Origin of the sequence: Streptomyces sp. NPDC047525, assembly GCF_040643025.1 — a bacterium.
Lineage (GTDB): Bacteria > Actinomycetota > Actinomycetes > Streptomycetales > Streptomycetaceae > Streptomyces > Streptomyces durmitorensis.
In genome coordinates this window covers 196,993-221,548 of record NZ_JBEYTL010000002.1, presented here as the reverse complement: position 1 = coordinate 221,548, position 24,556 = coordinate 196,993, and the positions used below count along the sequence as shown (strand labels likewise).

19 protein-coding genes are annotated in these 24,556 nt (G+C 70.1%); 12 read left to right on the top strand and 7 right to left on the bottom strand.

The window, feature by feature from the left end; genetic code table 11:
• The first annotated feature begins 196 nt into the window (after nucleotides 1-196).
• The 8 genes from ABZ833_RS06375 (at nucleotide 197) to ABZ833_RS06340 (ending at nucleotide 12,746) form a co-directional block, all read left to right on the top strand.
• Complete coding sequence (locus ABZ833_RS06375; RefSeq protein WP_361041883.1) at nucleotides 197-3,394, top strand: alpha-L-rhamnosidase; 3,198 nt, start codon at nucleotides 197-199, stop codon at nucleotides 3,392-3,394.
• 33 nt (nucleotides 3,395-3,427) lie between these two features.
• Nucleotides 3,428-4,597, top strand: a complete 1,170-nt coding sequence (rhaI, locus tag ABZ833_RS06370; RefSeq protein ID WP_361041880.1) for an L-rhamnose isomerase — start codon at nucleotides 3,428-3,430, stop codon at nucleotides 4,595-4,597.
• A gap of 5 nt (nucleotides 4,598-4,602) precedes the next feature.
• Nucleotides 4,603-6,642: a bifunctional aldolase/short-chain dehydrogenase gene (locus ABZ833_RS06365; protein WP_361043121.1), complete on the top strand. Its 2,040-nt coding sequence runs from the start codon at nucleotides 4,603-4,605 to the stop codon at nucleotides 6,640-6,642.
• 415 nt (nucleotides 6,643-7,057) lie between these two features.
• Entirely contained in the window at nucleotides 7,058-8,545 is a 1,488-nt protein-coding gene (locus tag ABZ833_RS06360; protein WP_361041877.1) for a rhamnulokinase family protein, read from the top strand.
• 83 nt (nucleotides 8,546-8,628) lie between these two features.
• The gene (locus ABZ833_RS06355; RefSeq protein WP_361041874.1) at nucleotides 8,629-9,390 is read left to right on the top strand and encodes a (Fe-S)-binding protein; all 762 of its coding nucleotides are present in this window, start codon (nucleotides 8,629-8,631) and stop codon (nucleotides 9,388-9,390) included.
• Complete coding sequence (locus ABZ833_RS06350) at nucleotides 9,387-10,910, top strand: lactate utilization protein B (protein ID WP_361041872.1); 1,524 nt, start codon at nucleotides 9,387-9,389, stop codon at nucleotides 10,908-10,910. The genes ABZ833_RS06355 and ABZ833_RS06350 overlap by 4 nt, the downstream gene beginning before the upstream one ends.
• The gene (locus tag ABZ833_RS06345; RefSeq protein ID WP_361041870.1) at nucleotides 10,907-11,560 is read left to right on the top strand and encodes an LUD domain-containing protein; all 654 of its coding nucleotides are present in this window, start codon (nucleotides 10,907-10,909) and stop codon (nucleotides 11,558-11,560) included. The genes ABZ833_RS06350 and ABZ833_RS06345 overlap by 4 nt, the downstream gene beginning before the upstream one ends.
• A 22-nt stretch (nucleotides 11,561-11,582) precedes the next feature.
• A complete protein-coding gene (locus ABZ833_RS06340; protein WP_361041867.1) occupies nucleotides 11,583-12,746 on the top strand; it encodes a betaine/proline/choline family ABC transporter ATP-binding protein in 1,164 nt (387 codons plus the stop codon).
• 45 nt (nucleotides 12,747-12,791) lie between these two features.
• On the opposite strand, the gene ABZ833_RS06335 is transcribed toward ABZ833_RS06340, so the two are convergent.
• Genes ABZ833_RS06335 through ABZ833_RS06325 form a run of 3 tightly spaced genes read right to left on the bottom strand, consistent with a single transcriptional unit; the run spans nucleotide 12,792 to nucleotide 15,090 of the window.
• Nucleotides 12,792-13,736, bottom strand: coding sequence for an ABC transporter substrate-binding protein (locus ABZ833_RS06335; RefSeq protein ID WP_361041864.1), 945 nt, complete (start codon nucleotides 13,734-13,736; stop codon nucleotides 12,792-12,794).
• Nucleotides 13,733-14,413 (bottom strand): ABC transporter permease, encoded by a 681-nt coding sequence (locus ABZ833_RS06330; protein WP_361041862.1) that lies wholly within the window; start codon nucleotides 14,411-14,413, stop codon nucleotides 13,733-13,735. The genes ABZ833_RS06335 and ABZ833_RS06330 overlap by 4 nt, the downstream gene beginning before the upstream one ends.
• Entirely contained in the window at nucleotides 14,410-15,090 is a 681-nt protein-coding gene (locus ABZ833_RS06325; protein WP_249591883.1) for an ABC transporter permease, read from the bottom strand. Before ABZ833_RS06325 ends, ABZ833_RS06330 begins: the two co-directional genes overlap by 4 nt.
• 300 nt (nucleotides 15,091-15,390) lie before the next feature.
• Here ABZ833_RS06325 and ABZ833_RS06320 point away from each other — a divergent pair, with 300 nt between their 5' ends.
• The 3 genes from ABZ833_RS06320 to ABZ833_RS06310 all read left to right on the top strand — a co-directional run bounded on the left by ABZ833_RS06320 (nucleotide 15,391) and on the right by ABZ833_RS06310 (nucleotide 18,293).
• A complete protein-coding gene (locus ABZ833_RS06320; RefSeq protein WP_361041859.1) occupies nucleotides 15,391-15,834 on the top strand; it encodes an NUDIX domain-containing protein in 444 nt (147 codons plus the stop codon).
• A gap of 122 nt (nucleotides 15,835-15,956) precedes the next feature.
• Nucleotides 15,957-17,726, top strand: a complete 1,770-nt coding sequence (locus ABZ833_RS06315; RefSeq protein ID WP_361043119.1) for an ABC transporter ATP-binding protein — start codon at nucleotides 15,957-15,959, stop codon at nucleotides 17,724-17,726.
• A gap of 114 nt (nucleotides 17,727-17,840) precedes the next feature.
• Nucleotides 17,841-18,293 carry an SPW repeat protein gene (locus tag ABZ833_RS06310; RefSeq protein WP_361041856.1) on the top strand — a complete coding sequence of 151 codons (453 nt, stop codon included), beginning with the start codon at nucleotides 17,841-17,843 and terminating at the stop codon, nucleotides 18,291-18,293.
• Between the two features lie 83 nt (nucleotides 18,294-18,376).
• On the opposite strand, the gene ABZ833_RS06305 is transcribed toward ABZ833_RS06310, so the two are convergent.
• The 4 genes from ABZ833_RS06305 to ABZ833_RS06290 all read right to left on the bottom strand — a co-directional run bounded on the left by ABZ833_RS06305 (nucleotide 18,377) and on the right by ABZ833_RS06290 (nucleotide 23,067).
• Nucleotides 18,377-19,741 carry a GH1 family beta-glucosidase gene (locus tag ABZ833_RS06305; protein ID WP_361041853.1) on the bottom strand — a complete coding sequence of 455 codons (1,365 nt, stop codon included), beginning with the start codon at nucleotides 19,739-19,741 and terminating at the stop codon, nucleotides 18,377-18,379.
• 89 nt (nucleotides 19,742-19,830) lie between these two features.
• Nucleotides 19,831-20,727 (bottom strand): carbohydrate ABC transporter permease, encoded by an 897-nt coding sequence (locus tag ABZ833_RS06300; RefSeq protein WP_249591879.1) that lies wholly within the window; start codon nucleotides 20,725-20,727, stop codon nucleotides 19,831-19,833.
• Nucleotides 20,720-21,676 carry a sugar ABC transporter permease gene (locus ABZ833_RS06295; RefSeq protein ID WP_361041850.1) on the bottom strand — a complete coding sequence of 319 codons (957 nt, stop codon included), beginning with the start codon at nucleotides 21,674-21,676 and terminating at the stop codon, nucleotides 20,720-20,722. The genes ABZ833_RS06300 and ABZ833_RS06295 overlap by 8 nt, the downstream gene beginning before the upstream one ends.
• Nucleotides 21,677-21,744: 68 nt before the next feature.
• Nucleotides 21,745-23,067 carry a sugar ABC transporter substrate-binding protein gene (locus ABZ833_RS06290; RefSeq protein ID WP_361041848.1) on the bottom strand — a complete coding sequence of 441 codons (1,323 nt, stop codon included), beginning with the start codon at nucleotides 23,065-23,067 and terminating at the stop codon, nucleotides 21,745-21,747.
• Between the two features lie 188 nt (nucleotides 23,068-23,255).
• Between ABZ833_RS06290 and ABZ833_RS06285 the strand changes: the two genes are divergently transcribed.
• Nucleotides 23,256-24,545 carry an ROK family transcriptional regulator gene (locus ABZ833_RS06285; protein WP_361041846.1) on the top strand — a complete coding sequence of 430 codons (1,290 nt, stop codon included), beginning with the start codon at nucleotides 23,256-23,258 and terminating at the stop codon, nucleotides 24,543-24,545.
• The last annotated feature ends 11 nt before the right edge of the window (nucleotides 24,546-24,556 follow it).

The window sequence follows — 24,556 nt, the reverse complement described above, 5'->3', positions numbered from 1 at the left end:
CGTGAAAGGTTTCAATCAATTTTCAGGGAAGCTAAACCCGCGCCAACTACGGCGTCAATGGGCGTGCCTTGAAAATCCTGTAGCCACTTGATGCACCAAGGCTGAAGCACTCCAGCCCCCTTGACATCAGCCAGCGCTCTCCCTAGCTTCGCCTCTCGTGAAACGATTCATCGTCGAGTCGTTACGGAGTCAAGTTGTGATCAGCAGAAGACGACTGCTCAGCACCACCGCCACGGCCGCCCTGGGAACGGCGATGGCCGCCGGGGCAGTTCCGACGGCCCACGCCGCCCCCTCCGCGGGGGGCCGGGCCCTGCGCGTGACCAGACCGACCGTCGAGTACGTGAGACACCCACTCGGTCTCGACGTGCCCCGCCCGAGGCTGAGTTGGCCTCTGGCGTCCACCAGGGAAGGCCAGACACAGAGCGCCTACCACGTGCGCGTGGCCACCACCCCGGGACGCCTCACCGAGCCCGACGTCTGGGACAGCGGCAAGGTCGCCTCGAGCGACTCCGTCCTGGTCCCTTACGCGGGCCCCGACCTCAAGTCCCGTACGCGCTACTACTGGTCGGTGCGGGTCTGGGACAGCGCGGGCACGGCCTCCGAGTGGAGTGAGCCCTCCTGGTGGGAGACCGGACTCTCCGGGGAGAAGGACTGGACGGCACGGTGGATCGGCGCACCCGCGTCCCTCGTCGGCGCGCCCGCCCTGGACGACGCCTCGTGGATCTGGTTCCCCGAGGGGGACCCCGCGAACAGCGCTCCGGCGGCCACCCGTTGGTTCCGCGGCCGCGTCGACGTCCCCGAAGGGGTCACTCGCGCGCGCCTCGTCACCACGGCCGACGACGGCTACACCGCGTACGTGAACGGCACGCAGGTGGCGCACGCCGAAGCGGACAGTGCCGCCGACAGCTGGCGCCGCCCCGCGGTCGTCGACGTGACCGCCCAACTGCGCCCCGGCGCGGCGGTCGTCGCCGTCTCGGCCACCAATGCCACGACCGGTCCCGCCGGTCTGCTCGGCCTGCTCGAAGTGACGACCGCGGACGGCGTGCACACCCTCGCCACCGACGGCACCTGGAAGACCACCGACAAGGAGCCCTCGGGCGACTGGCGGTCGGCGGAGTACGACGACGGCTCCTGGTCGGCGTCGAAGGTCCTCGCCGCCTGGGGTTCGGGCCCCTGGGGCAAGGTCGCCCCCCACCACTGTCCCGCCGCCCAGTTGCGCCACGAGTTCCGCCTGCGCCCCGGCAAGACCGTCGCGCGGGCCCGGCTGTACTCCACGGCCCTGGGCCTCTACGACGCCTGGCTGAACGGCGAGCGCGTCGGCGACGACCGCCTGGCACCCGGCTGGACCGACTACAACAAGCGGGTCCAGTACCAGACGTACGACGTGACCAAGCAGCTCAAGTCAGGCGCCAACGCGCTCGGCGTGACGGTCGCGGTCGGCTGGTACGCGGGGAACGTCGGCATGTTCGGCCCGCATCAGTACGGTGAACGCCCCGCGTTCCTGGGTCAGTTGGAGGTCACGTACACCGACGGCTCGACCGACCGCGTGCTGTCGGGCACCGACTGGCGCGCCGCAACGGGCCCGGTGACCGCCGCCGACCTCCTGTCGGGCGAGGACTACGACGCCCGCCTGGAGACAGCGGGCTGGACGCGCGCCGGATTCGACGACTCGGACTGGATCGCGGCCGACGCCGTCGAAAAGGTCAAGGCCGCTGTCGTCGCCCAGATCGACGGGCACACGCGCGTGGAGAGCGAGATCTCCACCCGCAAGGTGAGTGAGCCCAAGCCCGGCGTGTTCGTCTTCGACCTCGGCCAGAACATGGTGGGCGCGGTCCGCCTCACCGTCTCAGGGAAGGCGGGAACGAAGGTCCAGCTGCGCCACGCGGAGGTCCTCAACCCCGACGGCACGATCTACACCACCAACCTGCGGACCGCGCGCGCCACGGACACCTACACGCTCAAGGGCGGCGGCAAGGAGACCTTCGAGCCGCGGTTCACCTTCCACGGCTTCCGCTACGTGGAGGTGACGGGCTACCCGGGCAAGCCACCGCGCGACGCCGTGGTCGGCCGCGTGATTCACACGTCTGCGCCCTTCACGATGGACTTCAAGACGAACGTCCCCATGCTCAACCAGCTGCACAGCAACATCACATGGGGCCAGCGCGGCAACTTCCTGTCCATCCCCACGGACACCCCCGCACGTGACGAGCGGCTCGGCTGGACCGGTGACATCAACGTCTTCGCTCCGACCGCCGCCTACACGATGGAGTCGGCGCGCTTCCTCACCAAGTGGCTCGACGACCTGCGCGACGGGCAGCCCGACGACGGCGCCTTCCCCGATGTGGCCCCGTTCGTCGGCACGGTCGGCAAGGGAGTGGCCGGCTGGGGCGACGCCGGAGTGACCGTCCCCTGGGCGCTGTACCAGGCGTACGGGGACACACGCGTCCTGGAGCAGTCCTGGGCCTCGATGCTGAAGTGGCTCGACTACCTGGAGAAGCACAGCACCGGATACCTGCGCCCCGCCGAGGGCTACGGAGACTGGCTCAACATCCAGGACGAGACCCCCAAGGACGTCATCGGCACGGCCTACTTCGCGCACAGCGCCGACCTGGTCGCGCGGGCCGCCGAAGCACTTGGCAAGGACCCTGCCCCGTACAAGAAGCTCTTCGGCAGCGTCCGTGACGCCTTCCGCGCGGCGTACGTGACCGGCGACGGCCGGGTGAAGGGCGACACGCAGACCGCGTACGTCCTGGCCCTGTCCATGGACCTGCTCGCCGACGGCGACCGTGCACCGGCGGCCGCCCGTCTGGTGGAGCTGATCAAGTCCAAGGAATGGCACCTGTCGACGGGCTTCCTGGGCACCCCGCGGCTGCTTCCCGTCCTGACGGCCACCGGCCACACGGACGTCGCCTACCGCCTCCTCGTCCAGCGGTCCTTCCCCAGCTGGGGCTACCAGATCGACAAGGGCGCCACGACGATGTGGGAGCGCTGGGACTCCATCAAACCGGACGGCAGCTTCCAGGACGCCGGCATGAACTCCTTCAACCACTATGCCTACGGCTCGGTGGGCGAGTGGATGTACGCGAACATCGCGGGCATCGCACCGGCCGACCCGGGCTTCCGCAAGATCCTCGTCCGCCCGCGCCCCGGCGGCGGCGTGACCGAGGCCCAGGGCAGCTTCGACGCGCTCTACGGCCCGGTCACCACCCACTGGAAGACGGACTCCGAGGGCTTCCGCCTCACGCTGACCCTGCCCGCCAACACGACGGCGGAGGTGTGGATCCCCGCCGAAAAACGAACCCAGGTAACCCACGGCACGACGGAGTTCCTGCGGATGGAGGACGGCTGCGCCGTCTTCGCCGCGGCCTCCGGCACACACCGCTTCTCCAACTGACCCACCCCGACCGCTCTTTCGGAAGGCTGCGCGATGACCGCCGGAACCAGCAAGGACGCCGTGAAAGCGGCACTCACCACCCAGGCCCTGGAGACCCCGTCCTGGGCGTACGGCAACTCCGGTACGCGCTTCAAGGTCTTCGCGCAGCCAGGTGTCCCCCGCACGACCCGGGAGAAGCTGGACGACGCCGCCCGGGTGCACGCCCACACGGGCGTGGCGCCCAGGGTGGCCCTGCACATCCCCTGGGACAAGGCCGACGACTACGCGGCGCTCGCGGAGTACGCAACCGACCGCGGCGTGACGCTCGGCGCGATCAACGCCAACGTCTTCCAGGACGACGACTACAAGCTCGGCTCGGTCACCAACCCGGACCCGGCGGTCCGGCGCAAGGCGCTCGACCACCTCCTGGAGTGCGTCGACATCATGGACGCGACGGGTTCACGCGACCTGAAGCTGTGGTTCTCCGACGGCATCAACTACCCGGGCCAGGACGACATCCGCACCCGCCAGGACCGTCTCTCGGAGGCCCTGCGCACCACCTACGACCGCCTCGGCGACGACCAGCGCATGCTCATCGAGTACAAGCTCTTCGAGCCGGCCTTCTACGCGACGGACATCCCCGACTGGGGCACGGCGTACGCGCACTGCCTGAAGCTCGGGCCCAAGGCCCAGGTCGTCGTCGACACCGGCCACCACGCCCCGGGCACCAACATCGAGTTCATCGTCGCCACGCTGCTGCGCGAGGGCCGCCTCGGCGCCTTCGACTTCAACTCGCGCTTCTACGCGGACGACGACCTGATGGCCGGCGCCGCGGACCCCTTCCAGCTCTTCCGGATCATGTACGAGGTCGTCCGCGGCGGAGGCCTGGCCTCCGACATCGCGTTCATGCTCGACCAGTGCCACAACATCGAGGCGAAGATCCCCGCGATCATCCGCTCGGTGATGAACGTGCAGGAGGCCACGGCGAAGGCACTGCTCGTCGACGCCGACGCGCTGGCCGAGGCCCAGCGGACCGGCGACGTCCTGGCCTCCAACGCGGTCCTGATGGACGCCTACAACACGGACGTCCGTCCCCTACTGGCAGAAGTCAGGGAGGACTCGGGGCTCGACCCGGATCCCATGAGGGCCTATCAGCAGTCAGGCTGGCAGGAGCAGATCGTCAAGGACCGCGTGGGCGGCGAGCAGGCCGGATGGGGGGCATGAGCGACATGACACAGCACGCACGGATCAAGGAACTTCTGGACCGCGCCCACCGCTTGGGCGCCGACCCGCGCAACACGAACTACGCGGGCGGCAACGCATCGGCGAAGGGCACGGCCCCCGACCCGGTCACCGGCGCGGACACGGACCTGATGTGGGTCAAGGGCTCGGGCGGCGACCTGGGCACCCTCACCGAGGAGGGCCTGGCGGTCCTGCGCCTGGACCGCCTCCACGCCCTCAAGGAGGTGTACGGGGACGCGGATCACGAGGACGAGATGGTCGCCGCCTTCGACTACTGCCTGCACGGCAAGGGCGGCGCGGCCCCTTCCATCGACACGGCCATGCACGCCCTGGTGGACGCGCCGCACGTGGACCACCTCCACCCGGACTCAGGCATCGCCCTGGCCTGCTCGGCGGACGGCGAGAAGCTGACGGCCGAGTGCTTCGGCTCCACGGTCGCCTGGGTTCCCTGGCGCCGCCCCGGCTTCCAACTGGGCCTGGACATCGCGGCGGTGCAGGCGGCGAACCCCGACGCCATCGGCTGCGTCCTGGGCGGCCACGGCATCACGGCCTGGGGCGCCACGGCGGACGAGTGCGAGCGCAACTCGCTGCACATGATCCACACGGCGGAGGCATTCCTCACCGAACACGGCAAGCCCGCCCCGTTCGGCCGGACACGGGACGACTTCGCCCCGCTCCCCACGGCCGCCCGTCACCGACGCGCGGCCGAACTGGCCCCGTTCATCCGCGCGCTGGCCTCTGAGGACCGCCCCCAGATCGGCCACTTCACCGACACGGACACGGTCCTGGACTTCCTGTCCAGCACGGAGCACCCACGCCTGGCGGCCCTGGGCACCTCCTGCCCGGACCACTTCCTGCGCACGAAGATCAGGCCGCTGGTCCTGGACCTCCCGCCCACCGCACCACTCGCGGAGGCCATCACCCGCCTCAAGGAGCTGCACTCGGCGTACCGAGAGGAGTACGCGGCCTACTACACCCGCCACGCCGACCCGACCTCCCCCGCGATGCGCGGCGCCGACCCGGCCATCGTCCTCGTCCCGGGCGTAGGAATGTTCTCCTTCGGCAAGGACAAACAGACAGCACGCGTGGCAGGCGAGTTCTATGTGAACGCCATCAACGTGATGCGCGGTGCCGAAGCTGTCTCCACCTACGCCCCGATCGACGAGGCGGAGAAGTTCCGCATCGAGTACTGGCCACTGGAGGAAGCCAAGCTCCAACGCCTCCCGCGCCCCAAGCCCCTGGCCACCCGCGTCGCCCTGGTGACCGGCGCGGGCAGCGGCATCGGCAAGGCCATCGCGCACCGCCTGGTGGCGGAGGGTGCCTGCGTCGCGGTGGCGGACCTCAACGCGGCGAACGCCGCGGCCGTGGCGGACGAGCTGGGCGGCCCGGACAAGGCGATCGCCATCCCCATGGACGTCACGTCCGAAGAGCAGATCACCGACGCCTTCACCGCCGCGGCACTCGCCTTCGGCGGAGTCGACCTGGTCGTGAACAACGCGGGCATCTCCATCTCCAAGCCCCTGCTCGACACCACGGCCCGCGACTGGGACCTGCAGCACGACATCATGGCCCGCGGCTCCTTCCTCGTCTCCCGCGAGGCGGCCCGCATCATGCGGGACCAGGCCCTGGGCGGCGACATCATCTACATCACGTCCAAGAACGCGGTCTTCGCCGGCCCGAACAACATCGCGTACTCCGCCACCAAGGCGGACCAGGCCCACCAGGTCCGCCTCCTCGCGGCCGAGCTGGGCGAGTTCGGCATCCGCGTGAACGGCATCAACCCGGACGGAGTGGTCCGCGGCTCGGGGATCTTCGCGGGCGGCTGGGGCGCGCAGCGGGCGGCGACGTACGGAATCGAGGAGGAGAACCTGGGCGCGTTCTACGCCCAACGAACCCTCCTCAAGCGCGAGGTGCTCCCCGAGCACGTGGCCAACGCGGTCTTCGCCCTGACGGCGGGCGACCTGTCCCACACGACAGGCCTCCACATACCCGTGGACGCGGGCGTCGCAGCGGCGTTCCTCAGGTAGCCGACAGCACCCTCCGGTCACGGGTCCGCACGCGACCGGAGGGCAACGCCTGATCCACCCGAGAGGCCCTCCGCCCCGGAACCCCGAATCCACCCCTGCACGAACAAGCTTCCCCTCCCACCCACCCGATTGCCCCGTAGCGGCCCAGCAGGCGGACAAGCGGGGCAGCAGCTCCCGCGCACCCGCAGTCGGGAGCGCACGTGAGGGGACGTGCCGGTATGTCCGCCCGGAGCACGGTTCGCGGCACTCCGGGGCCGAAGCGGCCCGGCGGCCACCGGACGACAGCGAGGACGGACATACCGGCGCGGCCCCGCCCCAAAGAGCACCACACGACCACCGACCACCCGCACCGCACCGCACCGCACCCGCCCGCGCAAGCGCAACCCGCACCCGACCTGCAACCCTGCGAGCCCCCATGACCAACCCCCGCTCACACCACCGCTTCGCCGCGATCGACCTGGGCGCCTCCAGCGGACGCGTCATGGTGGCCCGGACAGGCCCCGACACCCTCACCCTCCAGGAAGCGCACCGCTTCCCCAACCGCCCGGTCCGCACCGCCGGCACCCTGCACTGGGACATCCTCGCCCTCTACACCGGAATCCTGGACGGCCTCCGCGCCGCAGGCTCAGGCTCCGTCCCGCTCACGTCCATCGGCATCGACGGCTGGGCAGTGGACTACGGCCTGCTGGACGCGGACGGCGCCCTCCTCGGCAACCCGGTGCACTACCGGGACACCCGTACCGAGGGCATCGCCGCCAAAGCGTGGGGGACCGTCCCTGCCACCGAGCTGTATGCCGCCACCGGGATCCAGTACGCCCCTTTCAACACCCTGTACCAACTCATGGCATCCCAAGGGACGGCCCAACTGGCCACCGCCAAGCGCCTGCTGCTCATCCCGGACCTCCTGACGTACTGGCTGACCGGCGAGCTCGGCACAGAGCTGACCAACGCCTCCACCACACAGCTCATGGACCCCGCCACGAACACCTGGTCCCACGACGTGGTCACACGCCTCGGCATCGACCTCAGCCTGTTCCCTCCTCTGCGGCGCCCCGGCGATCCAGCGGGTCACCTGCTCCCGCAGGTCCTGGACGACACAGGCCTGATCACGCCCACCCCCGTCACAACGGTCGCCTCGCACGACACCGCGTCAGCCGTGGCCGCCGTCCCGGCAACGACCGAGAACTTCGCCTACATCTGCACCGGCACCTGGTCGCTGGCAGGCCTGGAGCTGACGGCCCCCATCCGCACGGAGGCGAGCCGCGCAGCCAACTTCACCAACGAGCTGGGCATCGACGGCACGGTCCGCTACCTCCGCAACATCATGGGCCTGTGGCTGCTCCAGGAGTGCCTGCGCACCTGGGAGGCGTCCACCGGCGCCCCCGACCTGGAGGCACTTCTCCGCGAGGCGGCCCACGCCCCCGCCCTCCGCTCCCTCGTCGACGCGGCGGACCCCGCCTTCCTGCCCCCCGGCAACATGCCGCACCGCATGGCCCAGGCCTGCGAGGCCACGGGGCAGCCCACCCCCCGCACCCCCGCCGAGACGACGCGCTGCATCCTCGACTCGCTGGCCCTGGCCCACCGCCGAGCCATCGAGGACGCCCAACGCCTCGCGGACCGGGCCGTGGACGTCGTCCACATAGTCGGCGGCGGCGCCCGCAACGCCCTCCTGTGCCAACTGACCGCGGACGCCTGCGGGCTGCCCGTCGTCGCGGGCCCGGCGGAGGCGGCCGCGCTGGGCAACGTACTCGTGCAGGCAAGGGCGCACGGTCTGGTGGGCGACGACCGCCACGCGATGCGCGCCCTGCTGGCCCGCACCCAGCAGTTGACTCGATACGAGCCGACCACCGACCCGGCACGCCGGGCGGCATGGGAGGAGGCGTCGCGACGCGTCCCGGCATGACGCGTCCCCGCACCATGACTCCCGCAAAGCGCGCGCAGCGCATACGCTGCACCCATCCGATGATCGACGAGGAGGAACCCGCGATGCGTGTCGCTCTGTTCCTGACCTGTGTCAACGACACGCTCTATCCCGACACAGGCCGCGCGGTGGTGAAACTGCTGACCAGGCTGGGAGTTGACGTCGACTTCCCGATGGCGCAGACCTGCTGCGGGCAGGCGCACTACAACACGGGATATCGCCACCAGGCAGAGCCGCTCGCCCGTCATTTCTCCGATGTATTCGGCTCGGACGAGTACGACGCCATCGTGACGCCGTCCGGCTCGTGCGGCGCGATGGTCCGCGAGCTGTACCCCCGGATGGGAGAACGGGCTCGCTCCGAGGGCCGGGGCGACGGCCTGGCGACCACGCTGGCACCCGTCGTTCCCAAGACCTATGAACTCACCGAGTTCCTGGTGGACTGCCTCGGTGTGACGGACGTCGGGGCGTACTACCCGCACACGGTGACGTACCACCCGACCTGCCACGGCCTGCGCAGCCTCGGCCTTGGCGACCGTCCCACGCGGCTGCTCCAGGCGGTCAAGGGCCTTGAGCTGCGCGCGCTCCCGGGCGCGGACGAGTGCTGCGGCTTCGGCGGCACCTTCGCGATGAAGAACTCCGATGTCTCCTCGGCGATGGGCACGGACAAGGTGCGCAACGCCGAGTCGACGGGCGCCGACACCCTCTGTGCGGCGGACAACTCCTGCCTGATGCACATCGGGGGCACGCTGACCCGTCTCAAGAGCGGCGTACGCCCGGTCCACATCGCGGAGATCCTGGCGAGCACGGAAGAGGAGCCCCTCGGATGACCAAGACGAGCGGCACGGCTGACACCACTGACACGAGCGGCACGTTCGTGGGCATGCCCTCCTTCCCCACGGCGGCCCGTGAGGCCGTGGGGAACAAGACCCTGCGCGCCAATCTGCGGCACGCGACGCACACGATCCGCGACAAACGGGCCCGCGCCGTCGCCGAGCTGGACGACTGGGACCAGCTCCGCGAGGCGGGCAAGCGGATCAAGGACGAGACGCTGCGCCATCTCGACCGTCATCTGATCCAGTTGGAGGAGTCGGTCACGGCGGCGGGCGGCACCGTGCACTGGGCCGCGGACGCCGACGAGGCGAACCGCATCGTGACCGCGCTGGTCAAGGCCACCGGGGAGACCGAGGTGGTCAAGGTCAAGTCGATGGCCACGCAGGAGATCGGCCTCAACGAAGCGCTGGAGGCCGAGGGCATCCACGCCTACGAGACCGACCTGGCCGAACTCATCGTGCAGCTCGGCAAGGACCGCCCCTCGCACATCCTCGTTCCCGCCATCCACCGCAACCGCGGCGAGATCCGCGAGATCTTCGTGCGCGAGATGAGCGAGTGGGGCCGCCCGGCCCCGGAGGGACTGGCCGACACCCCGGCCGAGCTCGCCGAGGCCGCCCGCCTCCACCTCCGGGAGAAGTTCCTGCGCGCCAAGGTCGGCGTATCGGGGGCGAACTTCATGGTCGCCGAGACGGGCACCATGGTCGTCGTCGAGTCCGAGGGCAACGGCCGCATGTGCCTCACGCTCCCCGAGACGCTGATCTCGGTCGTCGGCATCGAGAAGATCGTGCCGACGTGGCGGGACCTGGAGGTCTTCCTCCAGACGCTCCCCCGCTCCTCGACGGCGGAGCGGATGAACCCCTACACCTCGATGTGGACGGGCCCGTCCCAGGAGGACGGACCGAGCACCTTCCACCTCGTGCTCCTGGACAACGGCCGCACCGACACCCTCGCCGACGAGGTGGGCCGCCAGGCGCTGCGCTGCATCCGCTGCTCGGCCTGTCTCAACGTCTGTCCCGTGTACGAACGGGCGGGAGGCCACGCGTACGGCTCGGTCTACCCCGGCCCCATCGGAGCGATCCTCAGCCCTCAACTCCGCGGCACCCAGAGCGAGATCGACGCCTCGCTCCCGTATGCGTCGTCGCTCTGCGGCGCCTGCTACGAGGTGTGCCCGGTTGCCATCGACATCCCCGAAGTCCTCGTCCACCTGCGGGAGCGCGTGGTCCAGGGCGGCGAGGTGACACGGCACGGCACGAGGGTGACGCTGCGGCCCGCGAAGGGGCACGCCGCGGAGCGGGCGGCGATGCGCGCGGCGGGCTGGGCGTTCGGCCGTCCGGGGGCGCTGCGCGCCGGGCAGCGGCTGGCGTCCGGGACCCGGCGGATCCATCCGCGCACGCTGCCGGGCCCCGGCCGGGCGTGGAGCGCGACGCGGGACCTGCCGAAGGTGCCTGCGGAGCCGTTCCGCGACTGGTGGCGACGTACGAATGGCGGCCGGGCAGAGAAGGGCGACAAGAAGTGAGCAGCAGGGACCAGATCCTGGGCCGCGTGCGGCGAGCGCTGGCGGACGTACGCGACGGCGAGGCGAAGGACGCCCACGACACAGCCGTCCCCCGCGACTACCTGCGCGAGCACGGCGACCGCACCACCGAGCAGACCGTCGACCTGCTCGCGGAGAATCTCGCCGACTACCGCGCGCTCGTGCACCGCTGCGCGGGCGAGGAACTGCCGGAGCTGCTCATGCGCCTGCTCGCGGCACGCGGCGCGCGGACCGTGCTCGTGCCGCCCGGCCTTCCGTCGGCCTGGCTCGCGGCCGCCGACGCGACCCGCGTCCACGACCGCGCCGCGAGCACCCCGCGCGAGCTCGACGAAGTCCACAGCGTCGTCACCGGCTGCGCGGTCGCCGTCGCCGAGACCGGCACCATCGTCCTGGACGGCGGCCCCGACCAGGGCCGCAGGCGCATCACGCTGGTCCCCGATCACCACATCTGTGTCGTACGGGTCCCTGACCAGGTGGTCTCCTCCGTCCCGCAGGCACTCGAACGGCTCGATCCGGCCCGCCCGCTGACCTGGATCTCGGGACCGTCCGCGACCAGCGACATCGAACTGGACCGGGTGGAGGGCGTGCACGGCCCGCGCACTCTGGAGGTGGTGCTGGTGAGCGGAGTCTGAGGGCCCCGGTTAGCGTGAGTGCATGATCCGGTTCGAGCAGGTGAGCAAGCGCTACCCGGACGGCACGATGGCCGTGGACGAGCTGTCCTTCGAGGTCGGCCAGGGTGAACTGGTCACGCTCGTCGGCCCTTCCGGGTGCGGCAAGACGACCACGATGATGATGGTGAACCGCCTCATCGAGCCGACCGCGGGCCGCATCTTCGTCAACGACGAGAACATCGCGGACGTCGACCCGGTCCGCCTGCGCCGCCGTATCGGCTATGTCATCCAGCAGGTGGGGCTCTTCCCGCACCGGACGATCCTCGACAACACGGCGACCGTCCCCGCACTGGTCGGCTGGAAGAAGGCGAAGGCGCGGGCGCGGGCGGCCGAGCTGCTCGACCTGGTGGGCCTCGACCCGAAGACGTACGGCTCCCGCTACCCCGAGCAGCTGTCCGGCGGCCAGCGCCAGCGCGTCGGCGTGGCGCGTGCCCTGGCCGCCGATCCGCCCGTACTCCTCATGGATGAGCCGTTCGGTGCGGTCGACCCGGTGGTGCGCGAGCAGCTGCAGGACGAGTTCCTGCGGATGCAGGCGACGGTCCGCAAGACGGTTCTCCTGGTCACGCACGACATCGAGGAGGCGGTCAGGCTCGGTGACCGGATCGCGGTGTACGGACAGGGGCGCATCGAGCAGTTCGACACGCCGGGGGCGGTGCTCGGCACTCCGGCGACGCCGTACGTCGCCGAGTTCGTGGGCGCCGACCGGGGCCTGAAGCGTCTCTCGGTCACCGACATCCAGGCGGACGACCTGGAGCAGCCGTCGGTGGTCCGCCTCGACGAGCCCGCCGCGCACGCCGCCGCCCGGCTGCGCGAACAGGACGCCCGCTGGGCCGTCGTCCTGGACACGGACGGGGACCTGCACGGCTGGGTGGGGATCGACGAGGTGGCCCTGGCCGGAGAGGGCGGCCGCGTCGGCGATCTGGCCCACCGCATGAAGGCGTGGGTCCCGGTCGGCGCCCCGCTCAAGCAGGCGTTCGGCGTGATGCTCCAGCACGACGCGGGCTGGGTCGCGGTCCTTGACGGGGCGCGCTTCCTGGGCGTCCTGACCCCGGCGAAGCTGCACGAGGCGCTGCGCCGCTCGGTGGACGCGGACGCGCAGGGCGTGCCACGGGACCAGGTGGAGTTCGACTCCGTCGCCGACGCCTGAGCACGCGCGCCCACGCCCGCGCACCCGCGCCCCGCGCGGCGGGCGTCACAGCAGCCCCTTCTCCTCCAGGTAGGTTCGCGCGACGTCCTGCGGCAGCCGTCGCCAGCTGTCCACCTGTTCGTTCATGGACGCCAGGTCCGCCGTCGTCAGCACGGAGTTGAGGCGGCCGAGTGCGTTCGCGACGCCTTCGCTGCCCGCGCGGGAGCGGTTGACGACCGGGACGATGTAGTCGGCGTTCTGGAGATTCTTGTCGTCCTTCAACAGCACGAGGCCGAAGTCGTCGAGCGTGGCGTCCGTCGACGTGGTCAGGACCATCTGGTCCTGCCCGCTCTGCACGGCCTTCTTGGCCTGGGTCGTGCCCACGCCCTTGGGGTCGACGGAGGTGATGTCGATGCCGTAGACCTTCTTCAGGCCGGGTTCGCAGTAGGGGCGTTGCACGCATTCGTCGCCCGCGGCGAGGCGTACCTTCAGGCCGGACTTGCCGAGGTCGCTCAGTGTCTTCAGGCGGTGCTGCTCGGCGAAGGACGCGGTGACGGCGAACGCGTTCTGGTCGACGGCCTTGCCCGGGTCGAGGACGGTGAGGCCACGCGGGGCGGCGAGGCCGCGCAGGGCCTTCATGGTGGCGTCGAGGTCGGGCGAGCCGACCGGCTTGGCGTCCGCGCCGTTCTTCTTGGCGTTCAGCCAGTCCGCGAACGTCGCCGCGTACTCGGGGACGACGTCGATCTGCCCGGACTCCAGGGCGGGTTCGTACAGCTCGCGGTTGGCCACGGAGAGGATTTCGGCGCCGTATCCGGCCTTCGTCAGGAGCAGGGAGTACATCTGGGCGAGCAGATCGCTCTCGGTGAAGCCCGCCGAGCCGACGACCAGGTGATGGCTGTCGCCGGGCGGCGCGGTGACCTCGCCCTGGGTCTCCAGGGACGGCCCCGACGCGCAGCCGGAAAGCATCAGCGCGAGGGCCGCCGTCGCACCCGCTCCCGTGCGTCGCTTCATCCGGTCCGCCCTCTCCCCCGCGCCCACCCGGGGGCGAGCCGTTCGCCGATCTCGAAGAGCCCCTCGACGATCAGCGCGAACACGGCGACAAGGACGGCTCCCGCCACGACCTGCGGGGTGCTTGCGAGGTTGAAGCCCGCCGTGATGATCCGGCCGAGTCCCCCGCCGCCGGCGAGCGCCGCGATCGTGGCGGTGGCCACGAGCTGCACGGCGGCGATCCGCACCCCGCTGAGCACCAGCGGCATCGCGAGCGGCAGTTCGACCCGCCACAGCATCTGCCGTCCCGTCATCCCCATGCCGCGCGCGGCCTGTACGACGCTGCGGTCGACCCCGCGCATGCCGACGTACGCGTTGGTGAGCAGCGGCGGCACGGCGAACAGGACGAGCGCGACGACGGTGGGGCCCTCGCCCCAGTTCCCGATCGGGGTGAGGAGCAGCAGGACGAGCACCGCGAAGGTGGGGACCGCGCGGCCGACGTTGGAGATGTTGACCGCCAGGGCCCCGCCCTTGCCGAGGTGGCCGAGGACGAGCGCGACCGGCAGCGCGATCAGACAGCTCAGGATCAGACACACCACGGTGAGGACGAGGTGCTGGGTGAGCCGGTGCCAGATGCCGTCGTCGCCCGCCCAGTGCGCCGAGTCGGTGAGCCACTGCCAGGCATCGCTGATGGTGTTCATGAGCGGACCGCCCTCGTCCACGGGGTGAGGATGCGCTGCACGCCCAGGAGCAGCAGATCGGCCAGTACGGCGATGACGACGCACAGCACGGACGCGGTCAGTACCTGTGCCTTGAAGTAGGTGTTCATGCCCGCGTAGATGAGGTTGCCGAGCCCGCCGAAGCCGACGATGGCGCCGACCGTGACGAGGGAGACCGCGGAGACGGTGGCGATGCGCAGGCCCGCCATCGCGGCGGGCAGCGCGAGCGGCAGTTCGACGGTGAGCAGGAGCCGGATGGGTCCGTAGCCCATGCCGCGGGCGGCCTGCCGGGTGTCCTCGGGGACGGCGCGAAGACCGGCCAGGATGTTGCGGACGAGCAGCGTCAGTGAGTACAGGACGAGCCCCGCGACCACGAGGGACGCGGAGAGGCCGTACACGGGAAGCAGTAGCGAGAACATGGCGAGCGAGGGGATCGTGTACAGGACCGTGGTCAGCGCCAGGACGGGACCGGCCGCCAGGGCCCAGCGGCGGGCGACGACGGCCAGCGGGACGGCGATGACGAGCGCGATGAGGACGGAGACGGCGGTCAGCTCCAGATGCTGGAGGACCGCGTCGACGATGATCTGGCGGCGCGTGCTCAGATACTCACCGCAGATCCACTCGTTGCGCGCGAGGCAGTCGTCCGGGGGCGCGGTCACGTGTCCATTCCAGCGGGCGGGAACGGGGGTCGGCGCGTTCTGGTCCCCCGTACGGGCGTCGGGGCGATTCGCCCTTACGAGAACCGGGCCAGTCCCGGCAGCGGCAATCCCCGGATCGGGTGGTTCGATCCGGCAGAGTGAATCGAACGCAAGATCACGGCCCTCCGGCCCACCCGTGCGGCCCTCCGGGTGCGGCATCGAACTTTAGGGCGAGTCTTCGCTCCCGCGTCACCGTTACGCATCACTGCTCGGCGGGGTTTTCCGAGCGTCTGTCCGTACCGATGCCGCCAGGGAGCCCCATTGGAACTGCACGCCAACATCGTCGGTGTTCACCTTGTGTTCGAGCGGGCGGGCAGGGTCCTGCTCGGCCTGCGCTCTCCCGACTCCGCCTACGCCCCCGGCACCTGGCACCTTCCGGCCGGTCATCTCGAACGGGAGTCCGCCACGGGATGCGCCGTGCGCGAGGCACAGGAGGAGCTCGGCGTCACCATCCATGAGCAGGATCTCCGGCTCGTCCACATCGTCCACCACCGGGACGGCGACGACGGCAGGGCGCGGATGCAACTGCTCTTCCACGTACTAGCCCACTCCGGCACCCCCGCGATCCGCGAACCCGACCGCTGCACCGCCCTGGAGTGGTGGCCCTACGCCGCGCTTCCGTCCCCCCTCGTCGACTACACCGCGGTCGCCCTGACCGGTATCGCCGCGGGCCGCACGTACACGGAGATGGGGTGGTCGGCGTGACGGAGCCCCTGAAACCCCTGTCACCTGCGACACCCCCGCCCCTGCCCCCGCCGCCCCCGGCAGAGCTCAGGTTCGAGGGGAATCCCGGCAAGAATCCGCTCGGCGAGGCCTCCTTCCGGCAGATGTGCTCGCGGCTGCCGTCGGTCCTGGCCCGGACGACCCGGATGGCGTGGGAGACCGACCGGCGTGCCGTGCTCCTGCTCCTGGTCTGCCAGCTCCTCGTCGGGGCCGGCTCGGCCGTGCAGCTCGCCTTCACCGCCACGGCCATGCAGCCCGTCCTCGGCAACGGTCCGGCCGCCGACCGCCTGCGCGCGGCGCTCCCCGCGCTCGTGGTCATCGCCGTCGCCGCGGCCGTCACGCGCGTCGCCACGGCGCTCTGCTCGTACGCCGACGGACGCATCACCCCGCGCCTGACGACCGGCGCCGACACCGCCCTGGTCGAAGCGGTGTGCCGGGCGGAAGCCGTCGCGTACGCCGAGCCGGGGTTCGCCGACCGGCAGGAAGCGGCCGAGATGGGGGTGACCCGCAGCCGCACGATGGTGCAGGACGCCACGCGGTTCACGGCCGCCCTGGTGCGCATGGTCAGCGCGGGCGGTGTGCTCTCCGTGCTGCATCCGCTGATGTTCCCGCTGCTCGTCCTCGCGGTCGTGCCCGCCGGGGCCGGCGCGGTCCTTTCGGCACGCGTCACCTACGAGACGCACTACGCGAACGTCGGCGACCGCAACGTACGCCAGATGATGCGGTGGTGGTCGACGACCCCGAAGTACAGCGACGAGGTGCGCGCGAACGGCATGACGGGGTACCTGCTGCACTGGTACCGGGCCCTGTCCGCCCGCATCGACCGGCGCACCCTGACGGCCGCGCCCCGGATGCTGCGCATCGTCCTGGCCAGTTCGGCCCTCGGGGGTGTCTTCCTCGTCGGCACCTGGGCCACCCTGGCCTGGCTCGCCGTCACGGGGCGCGTGGATCTCGCCGCGGCGGCCACGGCGGTCGTCGCCGTGCAGACGTCGCTGGCCGCGCTCTCCCAACTGGTGATCCACGGCGCGGCGATGTTCCACACCGGCCTCTACCTCGCCGACATGCGGTCGTTCCTCGACCTGGCCCACGAACTCGCGCCCAAGAGGGGCGAGTTGACGGCACCGGCGCAGGTGGCGGAGATCCGTGTCGACGAAGCGTCGTATCAGTACCCCGGCAAGGACTCCCCGGCCGTCGACCACGTCTCCCTCACCCTCCGCCGCGGCGAGATCGTGGCCGTCGTCGGCGAGAACGGCTCGGGCAAGTCCACCCTCACGCGCCTGATCACCGGCATCTACCTCGCCGACAAGGGCCGGGTGACCTGGGACGGGGTCGATCTCGCCACGGCGGATCCGGACACCGTGTGGGCCCGCACCGGCCTGGTCCCGCAGAACTTCGCCCAGTGGCCGCTGCGGGCCAGGGAGAACGTGACGCTCGGCCAGCCCCGCACGGTCGACGACGGCCCGGTGTGGGACGCCCTCGACACGGTCGGCATGCGCGACGCGATCGAGGCCCTGCCCGGCGGTCTTGACACCCTGCTGGCCCGCGAGCTCTGGGGTGGCTGCGAGCTCTCGGGCGGCCAGTGGCAGCGACTCGCCTGCTCCCGGGCGCTCTACCGGCGCCCGCCCCTCATGATCCTGGACGAGCCGACCTCGCAGATGGACGTCCGCGGTGAGCGCGACGTCCTCGACGCGCTCAAGGCGACCGCCGCGGACCAGATCACCGTCGTCGTGACGCATCAGCTGGAGAACACCAAGGTGGCCGACCGGATCATCGTCATGCGGCACGGCCGTATCACGGAGCAGGGGCCGTACGAGGAGCTTGCCCACGGAGGCGGCCTGTTCGCCGAACTCCTCGCCCTCTCCAAGGACCGATAGACCCAGAAATGCTCCACAACTACACATAAAGAAAAAATAAGAGCAGAATGGATATGCGCGACATCCCGCCGCGCGACGTGATCAGGCCTGCACGAACCAGAGGAGACGAGTCTCATGGCCGACGTCTCACACAGGGGAGACATAGCAGCTCACCCTGACGTATCCGAAATGCGGGATCGCTATGCCCGCGTACTCGGTGGACGCGATGTGGCACTCGTGGACGGGCCCGTGTTCCTCACGGGCCTCTTCTGTGCCATCTCCCCGTGGGTGGTCCACTTCACCGCAAGCCAGCCCGTCCTCGCGACGCACAACCTCATCATGGGCATCGCGATCGGCCTGCTGGGTCTTGGATTCACCGTCGCACCGGCCAGGATGTACAGCCTGAGCTGGGCCATGTGCGCCATGGGCGTCTGGATGATCGTGTCGCCGTGGATCGTCGGCACGAGCCCTGACATGGGCGTCATCCTCACCAACGTCATCATCGGCGGCCTCACCTTCCTGCTCGGCCTCGTGTGCACCGGCGCGGCCGCGAAGGAGGGACGCAACACCGCCCCGAATTCGACCTGACCGAGAAAGGCGGGGCACAAGACGCCGCAGCGACCCCCGGATCGGCGGAGAGCCGGGAGCCGCTGCGGTGCGCGCGGACCGTGTCAGGCGGCGCGGCTCACCCGCCCCTGGTGGCCGCGGATGATGTCGGCGTAGCGCAGACCGCTGCCCTTGACGGTGCGGCGCTGCGTCTCGTAGTCGACGTGGACCAGGCCGAACCGCTTGTCGTAGCCGTAGGCCCACTCGAAGTTGTCAAGGAGCGACCAGGCGTAGTACCCGGCCAGGGGCGCGCCCTTGCGGGCCGCGCTCGCGCAGGCGGCGAGATGGCGGACCAGGTAGTCCGTCCGCTCCGGGTCGTCGATCGTTCCGTCGGGGCGTACGACGTCGGGGTAGGACGAGCCGTTCTCGGTGACGTACAGCTTGCGCGCCCCGTACTCGTTCGTGAGGCGCAGCAGGAGCGTCTCGATGCCGCTCGCGTCGATCTCCCAGTCCATGCCGGTGCGGGGCACTCCCTCGCGGCGCACCTGGTGGGCGTGGGGCGCGGGGCCCGCGGGGTCGTCGGAGACGACGGCCGGGAAGTAGTAGTTCAGGCCCAGCCAGTCGAGCGGCTGCGCGATGGTCGCCAAGTCGCCCGCGCGCTCCGGGAGTTCGACCCCGTAGACCTCCTGCATGTCGGCGGGGAAGCCGCGGCCGTGGACCGGGTCGAGCCACCAGCGGTTGGTGTGGCCGTCCACGCGGCGGGCGGCGGCGACATCCTCGGGGCGGTCGCTCGCGGGCTCGACCGTGGAGAGGTTGTTGACGATGCCGATCTGCGCGCCGGGCGCCGCCGCGCGGATCGCCTGGGTGGCGAGGCCGTGCCCGAGCAGCAGGTGGTACGAGGCGCGCACGGCGGCGTTCAGGTCGGTCAGGCCCGGTGCCATCCGGCCTTCGAGGTGGCCGATCCACGCCGAGCAGAGGGGTTCGTTGAGCGTGGCCCACTGCGTGACGCGGTCGCCGAAGCGCTCGGCGGCGAGGGACGCGTACGCGGCGAAGTGCTCGGCCGTCTCCCGCTCGGGCCAGCCGCCGCGGTCCTGGAGGACCTGCGGCAGGTCCCAGTGGTAGAGGGTCACCGACGGCGTGATGCCCGCTTCGAGCAGCCCGTCGATCAACTGGTCGTAGAAATCGAGGCCCTTGGGGTTCGGCGGGCCGTCGCCGCCGGGCACGATGCGCGGCCAGGCCAGGGACAACCGGTAGGCGTTGGTACCCAGTTGCTTCATCAGCGCGATGTCCTCGCGCCAGCGGTGGTAGTGGTCGCAGGCCACGTCACCGTGATCGTCGTTGTCGATCTTTCCGGGGGTGTGCGAGAAGGTGTCCCAGATCGAGGGGGAACGGCCGTCCTCGGTGACGGCCCCTTCGATCTGGTACGCCGATGTGGCCGTGCCCCACGTGAAGTCGTGCGGGAGTGCGGCAAGGTCGATGAGCTCGGACACAGACGTCCTCTCAGACGTAACGGGATCAGACGCATGGGGATCAGGCGTATGGAGACCAGGCGTATGGGGATCAGGCATGAGGGGGTGGGTCACTTGACGGCTCCGGCGGTGAGGCCGGCGACCAGATAGCGCTGGAGCAGGAGGAAGCCCGCGACCACCGGCACGCTCACGACCAGCGAGGCGGCCATGATCTGGTTCCAGTAGACGTCGTTCTGGGTGGAGTAGCCCTGCAGACCGATGGCGAGGGTGCGGGTGCCCTCGTTCGTCATGACGGAGGCGAAGAGCACTTCTCCCCAGGCGGTCATGAACGCGTAGACGGCGACCGCGACGATGCCGGGGATCGCGGCCGGCACGACGACCCGGAAGAGCGCACCGATCGGCCCGCAGCCGTCGACGAGCGCCGCCTCGTCCAGGTCGCGCGGCACCGAGTCGAAGTACCCGATCAGCATCCAGATCGAGAAGGGCAGCGAGAAGGTCAGATACGTGAGGATGAGCCCGGCCCGCGAGCCGAACAGGGCGATCCCGGTGGCGTTGCCGATGTTGACGTACATCAGGAACAGCGGCAGCAGGAACAGGATGCCGGGGAACATCTGGGTGGACAGGACCGTCACCGTGAAGACGCGCTTGCCGCGGAACTGGTAACGGCTGACGGCGTAGGCCGCGAAGACGGCGATCACCACCGAGCAGACGGTGGCCGCGCCCGCCACGATCAGCGAGTTCATGAAGTACTTCGCCAGCGGGACGGTCTTCCAGATGTCGATGTACGGGCGGATGGTGAGCCCGCTCGGCATCCAGCGGAACTTGCCCGACACGTCTTCCAGGGGCTTGAGCGAGCTGGACACCATCACGAACACCGGAAGCAGCACGAACCCCGTGAGCAGCGTCAGGAAGATCCGCCGTGACCAGAGGAACGAGCGGGGCGCCGCCATCGGCGACCGGGGCTTCGCGGCCCCGCGGGGGCGCACGGCCATGCGGAGGCTAGACATGCACGGACTTCCTCTCGCGCGACGTGACCCACAGATAGACGCCCGTCACCGCGAGCAGGAACAGGAGCAGCAGGACCGACATCGCGGACCCGGTGCCGAAGTTCCAGGTGGCGAACGAGGATTGATAGATGTGGATGGAGATCAGGTCCGCCGCTTCGGGCGCCGACCGGCCGAACAGGACGAACGGCGTGTTGAAGTCGTTGAACGTCCACAGGAACAGGACGAGGACGAGCACCTGGTTGACCGGCCGCAGGGACGGCAGCGTGATGCGGCGGATCTGCTGCCACATCCCCGCGCCGTCGAGCGCGGCCGCCTCGTACATCTCCCTGGGGATGTTCTGCAGCCCGGCCATCATGATGAGGAAGGCGAACGGCCAGCCCTTCCACACCGAGACCGTGAGCAGCGCGACGAAGCTGTTGTCGCCGATGAGCCAGAACGGCGCGCTGTCGGTGAGGCCGAGCTGGTCGTGCAGCACGTGGTTGATCAGGCCGTTGTCACGCTGGAACATGAAGCCCCAGGTGATCACCGCCGCGTACACGGGCAGTGCGTACGGGACGAGGAAGAGCGCCCTGAGGATGCCGCGCCCCTTGAACGTCTCCTGCAGGTAGATCGCCGCGGCCGTCCCGATCAGCCAGCACAGGCCCACCGAGAGGAGCGTGAAGGCACAGGTGACGAAGAACGAGTGCAGCAGCGCCTGGCCCACCGGCGCGTCGAGGTCGACCGCGATCTTGTAGTTGTCCAGGCCCGACCAGGGCGCGGCGCCCCAGTCGCGGATGAAGAACTGGGTGAGCTCCTTGAAGCTCATCACGCCGCCGATGACGATCGGCAGCAGATGGACGAGGATTTCGAGCAGGAGGGCGGGGAGCAGCAGGAGGTACGGGAGGCTGATGCGGCGGAGCCGTCCGGGACGGCGGCGGCGCGGGCCGCGTTCCGTCTCCGGAGTGGTCACGGACGGCTCCTTCGCGTCCTGAACGATGGTCGTGGTCCCAGGGGTCCCAGTGGTCACAGTCGCATCACTCACTGCTGGGACATCTGCTGCTGCGCCTTGACCAGTTCGGCCTTCACCGACGCGGTGGTCACCTCACCGCCGTCCGCGGCCTTCGCGAAGAGGTTCTTGACGGCGGTGCCGACCGCGGTCTCGAACTGCGACTCGTTGGCCACCTGGGGCAGCGGCGCGGCGCTCTTGGCGAGGGTGTCGCGCAGGACCTTCAGCTCGGGACGGTCGAAGGCGGCGTCCTCCTGCGCGGCCTTGACGGGCGGGACGGAGCCGTAGGACTTGCAGAGGATCTTCTGCTCCGCGTCGCTCGTCATGAACTTCACGAACTTCAGGGAGCCGTCGACGTTCTTGGTGTTCTTGAAGACGGCCATGTTGATGCCCGCGACCATCGAGTTGGTCGCCTTGCCCTGCCCCGGAGCTCCGGACCCGACCGGTACAGGCGCCACGCCCCACTCGTCGTCGCTCATGCCCTGCGACTTGAAGGTGGTGGCGGCGGCCTGCCACAGCACCATCGCCGTCTTGTCCTTGGCGAAGTCGCTGAGGGACTGGTTCTGCGCGTACTCGGCGTTGCCCGGGGCGACGATCTTGTCCTTCGCCATCATGTCGACGTACTGCTTCACGGCCGCGACCGCGCCGTCGGAGGTGAAGTCGGCCTTGCCGTCCTCGGTGAAGAAGTCGGCGCCGTGCTGCTTGCCGAGGGCGAAGACCTGGTGGATGTTGTTCGAGAGGTTCGACCCCTCCGCACCCAGGGCCCACTTGCCGCCCTTGGAGATCTTCTTGCCGTCCGCGACCAGCTCGTCCCAGGTGGCGGGCGGCTTGTCTATGCCGGCCTCCTTGAACATCTTTTTGTTGTAGTAGAGGGCGTACGCCATGGAGTACAGCGGGACCGCCGCCGGGTCCTTGTCCGCCGCCCCGGCCGAGCCGAGCGCGGACTCCACGAAGCGGTCCTTGCCGCCGATCTTGGCGAAGTTCTTCTCGTCCCAGGGCAGCAGGGCTCCGCTGGCCTGCAGTGAAGCGGTCCAGGTGTTGCCGATGTTCAGGACGTCGGGGCCCTGGCCCGACGTCGTCGCGGTAAGGATCTTGGTGAGCAGGTCCGACCAGGGGATGACCTCGAGCTTGACCTTGATCCCCGTCTGCTTCTCGAACTTGGCGAGTTCGGGCTTGAGGATCTTCTTGTCCGCCTCGAGATTGGGTCCTTGGTTCGACGCCCAGTAGGTCAGCGTCTTCGGCGAGTCGTTGGACCCCCCGCCGCCCGTCGTCGAACCGCCGCCGCAGGCGGTCGCGGTGAGGGCGAGCGAGAGGGTGGCGGCGCCGACGGAGGCGGCGGCTCGGAATCTGCGCATGGCTCCAGGTGTCCCTTCCGGAGGGAGTCATGGGGCGGATGGCGCAGCGCCGGACCGAACCGGCGCTGTGTTCAACTCTTGAATGACCTCATGACTTAATTTAGGACGTGAGTTAAACCGGCAGGGAAGATACCGTCAAGGGGTCACACAGAACCAACTTCGAGGCAGAGCACGCCGGAAGGAACCACATGGCTGGGCAGCGCAACGGGCGTACGGTGCACGACCTGCGGCGGGAGAACCGCGCCGCCGTACTGCAGCGGCTGTACTTCGAGGGACCGATGAGCCGCTTCACTCTCGGACCCGCCACCGGGCTGAGTTCAGGTTCCATCAGCAATGTCGTGGCCGAGCTGGTGACGGAGGGGTGGGTGGAGGAGGCGGGCAGCGTGGAGTCCGACGGCGGGCGCCCGCGTACGCTGCTTCGGGTCGCGCCGGGCCGCGGTCAGCTGATCGGCGTGGACGTCGGCGAGACCCGCGTACGCGTCGAACTCTTCGACCTCTCCTTGTCCGAACTCGCCAGGGCGGAAAGGCCGTTGACCCTGAAGGGCCATGACGTCGGCGGCATCGCCGAGCACATCCGCGACGGGATCGGCGAGGTGCTCGACGCGGCGGGCGGCGCGGACGAAGGGCTCCTCGGCGTCGGGATCGGCGTACCGGGAATCGTCTCGCGCGACGGCGAGCTCGGCGCCGTCGTGCACGGGCAGACCATCGGCTGGAACGCGGTCCCGCTGGAGTCGCTTCTCCGGGAGACCGGTCAACTTCCCGCCTCCGTGCCGTACTTCATCGACAACGGCGCCAAGACGCTCGGCCAGGCGGAGATGTGGTTCGGCGCCGGGCGTGGCACGCGCAACGCAGTGGTCGTGCTGTTCGGTTCGGGTGTCGGCGCGTGCGTCGTCACCGAGGACGTGGAGCAGGGCCGCGCCGTCGAGTGGGGCCACCTCACCGTGCGGGTGCAGGGCAGACGGTGCCGGTGCGGGGCCCTTGGCTGCCTGGAGGCGTACGCGGGGGCGGAGGCGCTGCTCGAACGGTGGCAGGAGGCGGGCGGACGTCCGCCCGGCGGCATGGACGAGGAGAGCGGGCTCACCGCCATGCTCAACGCCGCCTACCCGGAGAGCGGCGCGGCCGACCCGACGGCACTGCTGGTCCTGGAGGAGACCGCCGAGTACCTGGGAGCGGGGCTCTCCGACCTGATCAACCTCTTCCAGCCGGAGCGGATCCTGGTCGGCGGCTGGGCCGGACTCCAGCTCGGGCAGCGCTTCCTGACCGCGGTGAAGCGCTACATCCCCACCTACGCCCTGTCCTATCCGGCGGGGCGCGTCACCATCGGCCTGGGGCGCCTCGGCCCGGACGCGGTGACGGTCGGCGCGGCGACGCTCCCGCTGGCCGACTTCTTCGCGCGGGGCGGGCGGCGGGCCGCGCCGGTGCGCGAGGCCGAAGTGCCGGGCTGGCAGACCGCGTTGGAGGGGCGGTCGACGTCCTGAGGGCGCGGGTT

Bases quoted from the DNA above. Each gene is read 5' to 3' on its own strand.
- ABZ833_RS06365 (WP_361043121.1), top strand. From the start codon at position 4,603: ATGACACAGCACGCACGGATCAAGGAACTTCTGGACCGCGCCCACCGC.
- ABZ833_RS06315 (WP_361043119.1), top strand. From the start codon at position 15,957: ATGTGCTCGCGGCTGCCGTCGGTCCTGGCCCGGACGACCCGGATGGCG.
- ABZ833_RS06310 (WP_361041856.1), top strand. From the start codon at position 17,841: ATGGCCGACGTCTCACACAGGGGAGACATAGCAGCTCACCCTGACGTA.
- ABZ833_RS06300 (WP_249591879.1), bottom strand. From the start codon at position 20,727: ATGTCTAGCCTCCGCATGGCCGTGCGCCCCCGCGGGGCCGCGAAGCCC.
- ABZ833_RS06340 (WP_361041867.1), top strand. From the start codon at position 11,583: ATGATCCGGTTCGAGCAGGTGAGCAAGCGCTACCCGGACGGCACGATG.
- ABZ833_RS06285 (WP_361041846.1), top strand. From the start codon at position 23,256: ATGGCTGGGCAGCGCAACGGGCGTACGGTGCACGACCTGCGGCGGGAG.
- rhaI (WP_361041880.1), top strand. From the start codon at position 3,428: ATGACCGCCGGAACCAGCAAGGACGCCGTGAAAGCGGCACTCACCACC.
- ABZ833_RS06335 (WP_361041864.1), bottom strand. From the start codon at position 13,736: ATGAAGCGACGCACGGGAGCGGGTGCGACGGCGGCCCTCGCGCTGATG.
- ABZ833_RS06360 (WP_361041877.1), top strand. From the start codon at position 7,058: ATGACCAACCCCCGCTCACACCACCGCTTCGCCGCGATCGACCTGGGC.
- ABZ833_RS06290 (WP_361041848.1), bottom strand. From the start codon at position 23,067: ATGCGCAGATTCCGAGCCGCCGCCTCCGTCGGCGCCGCCACCCTCTCG.
- ABZ833_RS06330 (WP_361041862.1), bottom strand. From the start codon at position 14,413: ATGAACACCATCAGCGATGCCTGGCAGTGGCTCACCGACTCGGCGCAC.
- ABZ833_RS06350 (WP_361041872.1), top strand. From the start codon at position 9,387: ATGACCAAGACGAGCGGCACGGCTGACACCACTGACACGAGCGGCACG.
- ABZ833_RS06355 (WP_361041874.1), top strand. From the start codon at position 8,629: ATGCGTGTCGCTCTGTTCCTGACCTGTGTCAACGACACGCTCTATCCC.